This window comes from Aeromicrobium sp., assembly GCF_014378035.1.
Lineage (GTDB): Bacteria > Actinomycetota > Actinomycetes > Propionibacteriales > Nocardioidaceae > Aeromicrobium.
The window spans coordinates 1-8571 of the sequence record NZ_JACMOM010000387.1 but is presented as its reverse complement, the minus strand read 5'-3'; the positions used below and the strand labels follow the sequence as shown (position 1 = coordinate 8571).

General features: G+C 65.8%; 8 protein-coding genes and 1 pseudogene. 3 read left to right on the top strand and 6 right to left on the bottom strand.

The window, feature by feature from the left end; translation table 11 throughout:
- From H7290_RS20650 to H7290_RS20640, 4 genes and pseudogenes are all read right to left on the bottom strand, one after another.
- On the bottom strand, positions 1 to 349 hold a 349-nt coding region (locus tag H7290_RS20650; RefSeq protein WP_290515898.1), incomplete at its 3' end, for a transposase family protein.
- 984 nt (positions 350 to 1333) lie between these two features.
- Positions 1334 to 1771 carry a putative quinol monooxygenase gene (locus H7290_RS21450; protein WP_366927664.1) on the bottom strand — a complete coding sequence of 146 codons (438 nt, stop codon included), beginning with the start codon at positions 1769 to 1771 and terminating at the stop codon, positions 1334 to 1336.
- A gap of 435 nt (positions 1772 to 2206) precedes the next feature.
- Positions 2207 to 3187, bottom strand: a complete 981-nt coding sequence (locus tag H7290_RS20645; protein ID WP_290515897.1) for a PDR/VanB family oxidoreductase — start codon at positions 3185 to 3187, stop codon at positions 2207 to 2209.
- Between the two features lie 710 nt (positions 3188 to 3897).
- Positions 3898 to 4764: pseudogene (locus H7290_RS20640) on the bottom strand (transposase); the annotation flags it as partial.
- A 253-nt stretch (positions 4765 to 5017) separates the two neighbouring features.
- Here H7290_RS20640 and H7290_RS20635 point away from each other — a divergent pair.
- From H7290_RS20635 to H7290_RS20625, 3 genes are read left to right on the top strand one after another with little or no spacing between them, the layout of a single operon-like run.
- Positions 5018 to 6025 carry an NADP-dependent oxidoreductase gene (locus H7290_RS20635; RefSeq protein WP_290515896.1) on the top strand — a complete coding sequence of 336 codons (1008 nt, stop codon included), beginning with the start codon at positions 5018 to 5020 and terminating at the stop codon, positions 6023 to 6025.
- Complete coding sequence (locus tag H7290_RS20630) at positions 6022 to 6531, top strand: nuclear transport factor 2 family protein (RefSeq protein ID WP_290515895.1); 510 nt, start codon at positions 6022 to 6024, stop codon at positions 6529 to 6531. The genes H7290_RS20635 and H7290_RS20630 overlap by 4 nt, the downstream gene beginning before the upstream one ends.
- Positions 6528 to 7283: an SDR family oxidoreductase gene (locus H7290_RS20625; protein ID WP_290515894.1), complete on the top strand. Its 756-nt coding sequence runs from the start codon at positions 6528 to 6530 to the stop codon at positions 7281 to 7283. Before H7290_RS20630 ends, H7290_RS20625 begins: the two co-directional genes overlap by 4 nt.
- Here H7290_RS20625 and H7290_RS20620 read toward each other — a convergent pair.
- Together H7290_RS20620 and H7290_RS20615 are read right to left on the bottom strand one after the other, a co-directional pair.
- Positions 7268 to 7753: an integrase core domain-containing protein gene (locus tag H7290_RS20620; RefSeq protein ID WP_290515893.1), complete on the bottom strand. Its 486-nt coding sequence runs from the start codon at positions 7751 to 7753 to the stop codon at positions 7268 to 7270. The genes H7290_RS20625 and H7290_RS20620 overlap by 16 nt on opposite strands.
- A 126-nt stretch (positions 7754 to 7879) precedes the next feature.
- On the bottom strand, positions 7880 to 8571 hold a 692-nt coding region (locus tag H7290_RS20615; protein WP_290515892.1), incomplete at its 5' end, for a transposase.

The following is an 8571-nucleotide window of genomic DNA, read 5'->3' as shown; positions in this document are numbered from 1 at the left end:
TGGCCATCCACGCGACGGTGTCCTCGAACACGCCCGTGTGGCGGGGGCCGTGCCGCGCCCACGGCACCGACGCCACCACAACCCCATGCTCACCGCAGGTGACCCGCGGCGCCTCGGCCTCCACGAAGCTCCGCAGTAGGCCCAGGTCCGGGCCCCGCCAGCGCCGTCGTCCTTCGCCGTGGTCATATCGCGGGCAGCGCCGCTGACACACCCCGCACCGCCGTGTCGCGCCCTGACGAGGACGGACCGAGACCACGACGGACTCGCTCTCGTTCTCGAACTCGACACCGTCGATCACTGTCGAGTTCTCGACACCAAGCACACCTGCCCATACCGTGGCGTTGCGCACGCCGTTCCCCGCTCTGTAGTCCTGGACTTCGACACCCAGAACCTAAGCAGGGACGGCGTGTTGCTCGTTCAACTACTCAACAGGCACCCACGGGAACGACCGGAGAGCCGCAAATCTTCATCCCTGCGGAGCGCAGAATGGACTACCAGCCCGATGCCGATGACGACGGCTCTTGTTGCCCACTCACACGGTGGGCTGGTGAGACCACAGACCCGACGCCTCGGGCCAGGCCACGACGCTCCAGCGGCGACGACAAGCTGACCGACACGTCCAAGTACGACGGCGGCATTACCTCGGGGGAAAGGGCGCGGCGCTACGCGGGCGGGGCTGTACTCCCGGCACGTCAACTAGACCAGCAAGGCCAGTACCACCGACGCACTGGCCGGGCTCATGGGTATGGCCGTGATGGCCAAGCACACCGCTGACCAGTTTGAGCTGAAAAAGTTGAGGCACCGTAACGAGCGCCTCAAATACGAACTTGCCAAAACCGTGGCTGCTCTGACAATCATGGGAAAAGCACACGAGCCCTTGAAGTTGTTCTCCGAAAGCTCTGCCACCGGCCGGGTGTCGAGCAACCCATCGACACAGCCGCAGTCGAGCTGCCGCCGTGCGCCTTCAAACGTGACTGCGCATTTCTGGGCTGATCACCGACCGGACACTTGCGGCCCTTGCCGCCACCACAGACACCCCCACAAGCCTCGGGCCACCGCACCCAACGCCCTGTCGAGATCCTGAGCAGCTGCAAGTCCTGGAGTCGTTCGGCCCCCGAATCATGGTGTCCCCGACATCTACAGCCGCAACGTCGTGCACCGGACCCTCGCTCGTCCGAATCCAGAGAGGTCGCCAAGAACCCCATTACGGACTGCATCACCCGCCGGCGGGCCGCCCAGGGATATCTGAAGCCACCACCAACGTGGTTGCCCTCAGGTACGCGCCCGATATCAGCCTTTCGTCGGCTGCAATCCGTCGGAGCGGCCCGCTACCCTACTTACGGGCATCACTGCTGGCCGTCCGGAGTCCTCGCTCAGGGCCTCCGCGCGGGTCCTTGCGTTCGGCGCAGCTGCTCCAATCAGTCGCCAGGGACGTCCAAGGGCGGTGACAGAACATCTCCGTCGGCCAACTGGCAGCGGGAGCGGACGCCGACCCCATCTGCCTGGAGACAGCGACTGTTGAATGAGTCAACGACCGGCCTATCCGGGTAAGCGGTGCGAGAGCCTTGCCCAACTTCGCCACGTGCGGCAGCGTCAGATGTGTTGTGAGCGAGGCGTCGCTGTCCCAGTGCTCGAAGACCCGCACGCGCCCCGGCACGTCCGGGTCGGGCGAGAAGACATAGTCGAGACAGCCCGACTCGCAACGGCTCGCGACCACCAGGTCAGAGAAGTGGCGCAGAGCCTCCTCCCGGTCCCCTGGCTCAAAGTCCATCCAACCGGCAACGATCACTTCGGCCGCGGCATTCATGTCACTCCTCTTTCTCAGTGGTAGATCAGGTGAAAGAACAACCAGCGACGACCGTATGAGGATGGGCCAGCGTCGTCTCGGCCGGTGGCACTGGGACCGGCGCCGCACGGCCCTCAATCATCGCCCGTCACGTGGGGAACCAAGCCGAAACGTTTGAGCAGTGAGCGCGAAGAACGAAGATGGCAACTGTCGCCCAGGCAGCTCAGACTTGCTCAATACGCAGTCAATGTCAAGTAAGTGGCAGCAAAGAAAGCGGCGTCCTGAGGTAGGCAACGCTGTCTAGGCTTTCGCGACAGCAGCATCTCCCGCTGTAGCCGTCACCGGCTGGTGGAATCGACAACAACTTCCATGCTCGCGAGCGCGACTGCCAGCAGTCGAACCGATGGTCGCACTTGACGATCACAGGTCCAACACCAGACGGGCGCCATACGAACGGGACACGCAAATCATCATGTGATTACCGGCAGCTTTCTCCTTCGTGCTCAGCAGCGAGTCGCGGTGGTCGGGTTCGCCCTCCAGCACTGCCGTTTCGCAGGTGCCGCAGACGCCCTCCATGCAGGACGACAGCGCCGGGACGCCCGCCTCCTGAACCACCTCAAGGATCGACCTGTCCGGGGGCACGGTCACCGTGACACCGGACTGCTGGCAGAGCACCTCGAACGATCTGCCCACCGCCGCGGCGTCCACCAGCTTGGGAACGAACCTCTCAACGTGCAGGCTACCGACGGGCCACTCTGCGCACTGGCCCTCGACCGCCTGCAGCAGACCCTCGGGGCCGCAGGCGTAGACCAGCACGCCGGTCTGCGGTTGTCCCAGGATCATCTCGATGTCGAGCATCCCACTCTCGTCCTCGGGCCAGACCACGACTCGGTCACCGTACGGTGCCAGCTCGTCGAGAAAGCCCATCGAGTTCCGTGTCCGCCCTCCATAGAAGATCGTCCACCGAGCACCGGCAGCCTCGGCTTCGGCAATCATCGGGAGTAGGGGCGTGATGCCGACACCGCCAGCGAGGAAAAGGTACGCCGGGGCGGCAAGGAGCGGGAAGCTGTTGCGCGGTCCACGTACCGCGACCCGCGCTCCCAGCCTCAGCTCCTCGTGGATGTGGCGGGAGCCACCGCGGCTCGCCGCTCCACGGAGCACGCCGATCCGCCAGCCGGTGCGATTGGCTGGCGAGCCGCACAGGGAGTACTGCCGCGTTAGTGCCGGGGTCAGCAGCAGGTCAACATGCGCCCCGGGAGTCCAGGAGGGGAGCTTGCTGCCGTCAGGTGCAGCCAACTCCACGCTTACCAAGCCGTCGGCCACCCTTGTGTGCCCGATCACCACGAGTTCGCGAGGGTGCTCGCTATGACCGGTCGTGGCCGTCGTTGAGGGAGATGTCATCGCCCTTTCAACCTCCACTCCCCGGCCACCCAGCAGCAGCTGGCGCCACCTCGGCCTGAGTACTGGAGGAACGTTCGAAGGTCCTGTCGGACAACGGCGCTTGAGCGGGCAAGGAGCGCCCCCTTTTTCGTGTCGGTCCTGAGCAGTCGACGTCAAGGATCGTTACTCAACTCACAGAGTAGTAAGTACCGTCGAGTGTGGCCGCTACTCCCGACCGTAGTCAAGTAGGGGCACGGGACTTTGAGGAGCCAACTTGCGCTCCCCTTGTCGAGGACCGCCAGCCAGCCACCGTCTTGGACTGCTCGGACAGGCTGCCGCAGGCCAGTCGTTCGGCAGACGGGGTTCCCGGCCGGTCGAGCCCGGTTCCTGGGACGTCCCCGGTCACCCACCAACCGCATCGATCGAGGCAACCACCACAGCCTTCGGGTTTACACACCGGAACCGGCACCCGGTGGCTTGCCCTCTACGCCAAATGACTTTACGCGGACACAACGTTACTTTATCTGAACACTATAAAATATGGACAGATGCTTCGTGACTGAACATCCTGTAACAAACCCTCACCGCCACGTCTCCACCACCCGCTCATCCGAAACTAGGCTCACATGCGCGCAGTCACCCTCGCATTTCATCCAAACGGCCCCGTCGCGGCTGAGCACTTCGAGGTCGTCGACGTTCCAGCCCTAGCCCGGGGCTTTCACGGGCTAGCGCCAGAGCTCTTTGGGGAACGGGGTGAAGGCCAGGACGTCGGCGCGTGCGGTGTCCGGGTGCTCCGCGGCGGCAGGAAGCATGCCGGACAGGACATCCAGGACCCGGTCGTACTGGGCTTGGACCGCGGCGGCGTCGGGCAGGGTCGTGGCGACAAGCCCTTGGTGGGCACCTGAGGCGACGAGCTGGACACCAGACAGGCCGCGGGCGGTGAAGTCGCGGAATAAGGCCACCCAGCCGGCGCAGTTCTCACCGGATGTGACCTGTAGGCCGAGGATCTCACGATGACCGTCGGTGTTGACGTCGGTCGCGAGCAACGCATGGGCACCGACGACCCGGCCGCCCTCACGGACCTTGAGGACCAACGCGTCGGCGGCGACGAACGTGTACGGGCCGGCATCCAGCAGCCGGCGGCGGAGGGACGCGACGTGCTCGTCGAGCTCTTTGGCCATCATCGAGACCCAGCTCTTGGACAGCCGGCTGATCCCGAGGGTCTCGACGAGCTTTTCCATCCGGCGGACGCTCACCCCGAGCAGGTAGCAGGTCGGGACAACCGTCGTCAGGGCCCGTTCGGCGCGCTTGCGGCGCTCGAGCAGCCCGTCCGGGAGGTAGGGGCCCTACCGCAGCCTGGGGATCGCGACCTCCATCGTGCCGGCCCGGGTGTCCCACTCCTGCGCCCGGTAGCCGGGGCGGACGTTGACCCGCTCCTGGCTGCGGACACCGTAGGGGGCGCCGCAGCCCGCGTCGGCCGTGGCGCCCATCAGGGCTTCGACGAACGTCCTGAGCAGAGCTCGCAACAGGTCAGGCTCGGCGCGGTCGATCTGCTCGAGCCAGGGCAGAGCACGGTCGTTACTGGGAGTGGCGTTCATCGTGTTGATCTCCTTCAGATCGGCCATCGCAGGTCTTCTTAAGGATCACGCGGTGGCCGTCGTCTACGTCCTCACGACACGCTCGCCGTCGAGGCCGTCGCACACCTCATCCGTGGGACTCAACTCTCCGCTAACAGCATTCGGTGTCTAGAAACTATTGCTGCCCACCGACACGATGAGTAACGTTCGAGCCTTATTCAGGGGGTCGCGGTCTGCTGGCCCTCGCACGATCCCTCATCCAAAGGACGACCGCATGCGCGCAGTCATACTCGCCTCTCACCCCCACGGACCAGTCTCAGCCGCCCATTTCGAGGTCCGAGACGTCCCAACACTCGAGGCGCAGGAGGGTCAGATCTTGGTCCGGAACATGTTCCTTTCCCTCGACCCGGGCGTCCGAGTTCTGCTGGGCGCGCAAGAGGGCTACATCGCGCCGATTCTGGTGGGAGATCCCCTCGTCACACTCGCGATGGGCGAGGTGACGGAGTCGCGGCACCTAGGCTTCCAGGTTGGCGATCTGATCGTCGGGCGGGGGCTGACGGCTGAGTCGAGCGTGATCACACCTGACGTCGATCCGATGTGCTGGAAGCTCGACCAAGCCACCATGACTGCTCCGAGCAACTCGCTGGGCATCCAGGGCGCTGCCGGCATGACGGCGTACTTCGGGCTCCTCGACGTCGCCAAGCCGCAGCCCGGCGAGACCGTGCTGGTCTCGGGGGCCGCGGGTGCCGTCGGATCAGCTGCCGGTCAGATCGCGAAGATCCATGGGTGTCGCGCCGTCGGGATCGCGGGTGGTCCCGTGAAGGCTAAGCGGCTGACCAAGGAGTTCGGTTTCGACGCCGCTATCGACTATCAGGGGCTGTCGCTCGCTGAGTTGACGGCGGCGGTCAAGGCGGTGTGCCCGGACGGGGTTGACGTCTTCTTCGACAACGTCGGTGGCACGCAGCTCGATGCCGCGCTGGACTGCATGAACTGGAAGGGCCGAGTGACGACCTGCGGCATGATCTCGCAGTACAACACACAGGTACCCCCTGCTATGCACAACCTGTTCCAAGTGGTGGCAAACGCACTGCGCATCGAAGGCTTCCTGGTCCACACATACGCGGACCAGTTTGATGGGGCGATCGCGGCGCTGGGAGAATGGGTCCGCGACGGACGCCTGGTGTTCCGCGAAGACATCGTCGAGGGGCTCGACTCGTTCGGTGGCGGCTTCGCGCGGCTGTTCGACGGCTCCGCCCAGGGCAAGATGCTGGTGAAGTTGTGATCACGGAGGCCCAGGCGACGCAACTCGCCACGCTGCTCGACGAGTCAGCCTGCCGGACGCTCCTTGAGCGTTACACCTACGCCGTGGACTGGTTGAACTGGTCTGGACTCGAGGCGCTCTTCTGGGAGGACGCGACGTTCGACTTCGGTAGTTGGCAGGGGGGCCTGGCTGTCTTCATGCCGTGGGTCAAGTTGGCCGAGGAGCCCTTTTTGGGGCGGCTGCACATGTTCGCTGCCCCTCGGATCGAGCTCCTCGCCGCCACCGAAGCGCGGATGGAGGCCGGGTGCGTGATCCACCTGCGTTCTGCCGCACCGGATGAAGCCGTGGAGGATGTCGGCTCCGACGCGCTCGTGATGCTCCGCTACCAGTTTCGCGCCGAAAAGCGGGAGGAAAAGTGGAGGCTATCGATGGTTCGAGTCATGCCTTACGGAAGCCTTTCCTTTGCAGGGGAGGTGGGCGCATCTGCTGACGGCCTGGCCACGGCGCATCCCTGGTTCGCCCAGTGACCCGCCAGTCCGCCGACCAACCAGTCGCCCTTGTCACCGGTGGAGGGTCCGGCATCGGCGAGGCAACGGTGCGACTGCTGGCGGCGAGTGGTTCACCGGTGGTAGTGGTCGACCTCAACGCGGCCAGCGCGCATCGAGTCGCTGAGTCGGTCGTCCATGCGGGCGGCAATGCAGTGGCGGCAGCGCTTGACATCTCCACCGTTGCCGGGGCCGAGGCAGCGGTCGCAGTCGGCGTCGACACCTACGGGCAGCTCGACGTGGCGGTGAACTGCGCCGGTGTCGGACAGCCCCGTGTCCCGCTTCATCAGGTGGACGACGAGCTATGGGCGCACGTCCAGTCGGTAAACTTTGACGGCGTGTTCCGCTGTCTCCGTGCCGAGCTATCCGTCATGGTCGCCCGAGGGAGTGGCTCGATTGTCAACGTCGCCTCCATAATGGGCACGATCGCGAAGGGTGATGTTTCCGCCTACGTCGCTTCTAAGCATGGCGTCGTCGGGCTGACCCGGGCCGCAGCTGTTGACTACGGGTCGCTCGGCATCCGGGTGAATGCGGTCGTGCCCGGGTTCGTCGACACGCCGTTGATGGACGCCGCGACGCGTGAGGAGCTCGACGATCTCGCCGCTCAGCATGCCCTGGGCCGGTTCGGGCAGGCCGAGGAGATCGCCCAGGTCATCGTCTTCCTTGCCTCAGCTAGGGCCTCGTTCATGACGGGGTCGATCGTCGCGGTCGACGGCGGCTATACGGCGCGCTGATCGGAGTTGGCGACAGTGGTGGATGGCGGTGCGCAGCGACAGCGTGGCCTTGACCCCGGTTGGTGGACACGGGGTTGTGCGGCGTGAAGGTTTGCCGCAGGGTGGGTGCAGTGTTGCAGTTCGAACTGGACGGGGCTGATCTGGCCGAGGGCGGAGTGGCGTCGGCGGCGGTTGTAGCGGTCTTCGATCCAGGCGCCGACGGCGAGCTTGGCGCGGGTCGTGGTGGGCCAGACGCGTCGGTAGTGGAACTCGGTCTTCAGGGTGGCGAAGAACGATTCGGCCATGGCGTTGTCCCAGCACACCCTGGTGCGTTCCATGGAGCGGGTGATGCCGTTGGCGGCGGCGAAGGTGGTGACCTGGGTCGAGGCGTACTGGGTGCCGCGGTCGGCATGAAACACGACGTCGGCGGGCAGCTCGCCGCGCAGGGTGATTGCCATCTGCAGGGCCTGCTCGACCAGGTCCGCGCGCATGTGCTCGGCATCGGCCTGTGTGTCTCAGGCCCAGCCGATGACCCGGCGGGAGTGGGCGTCGATCACCGTGGCCAGGTAGAGCCACCCTTCCCAGGTGCGCAGGTAGACGTCCCACGCGAGTCAGGGTCAAGCAGCGACGGCGCCGGCGGCTTCGGGTGCGCCTGGCTGTAGGTGTGGCCAGGCGGCGGCGTCGTCCCAAAGTTCGTGGTGTTGCAGGCACCACCAGAGCCGTCCCAGGAGCTTGTTCGCGAGGTTGCGCAGGGCGGCGTTGTGGTGGTCTCCGACCTGGCGTCGGCGGTCGTACTGCGCGCGGGCGCCCGCGGATCTGGTGAGCATCGCGAACGCCCACCAGTGACAGGCGTCGGCGAGCCGCTTGTTGCGGATGTGGCGGGCCCGGACCAGTCGAGATCGTCCGGACGCGCGGGTGACCGGGGCGGTGCCGGCGAAGGCACGCAATCCACCGGGGGTGGAGAAGCGGGCGGGATCGTCACCAATCTCAGCCAAGAGCCGCGCGCCAAGCAATGGCCCCAGGCCGGGCGCGGAGCGAAGGACAGGGGCCAGCGGGTGCTGGTCGAACTGCACCGCCAGGGCGTTCTCGAGCTGATCGACCGCGGCGTGCATCCCGGTCAGGACCGCGAGCAGGGCCAGGACGGCCTGACCGAGGGCGAGCTCGACGGGGGCTGGTTGCCGCAAGTTCTTGGTGTGTAGGTCGCGCAGGATCTGTTCTACCAGCGCCGGGTCGTTGCGTCGGCCGCAGCCGTGCAGCCGCGCCACGACCTTGCGCCTGGTCAAGGAATTGCCCGGTGTGGGCGTGGACG

Excerpts from the sequence above, each read along its gene's own strand:
- H7290_RS21450 (WP_366927664.1), bottom strand. The coding sequence starts at position 1,771 with ATGGACTTTGAGCCAGGGGACCGGGAGGAGGCTCTGCGCCACTTCTCT.
- H7290_RS20645 (WP_290515897.1), bottom strand. The coding sequence starts at position 3,187 with ATGACATCTCCCTCAACGACGGCCACGACCGGTCATAGCGAGCACCCT.
- H7290_RS20635 (WP_290515896.1), top strand. The coding sequence starts at position 5,018 with ATGCGCGCAGTCATACTCGCCTCTCACCCCCACGGACCAGTCTCAGCC.
- H7290_RS20620 (WP_290515893.1), bottom strand. The coding sequence starts at position 7,753 with ATGCGCGCGGACCTGGTCGAGCAGGCCCTGCAGATGGCAATCACCCTG.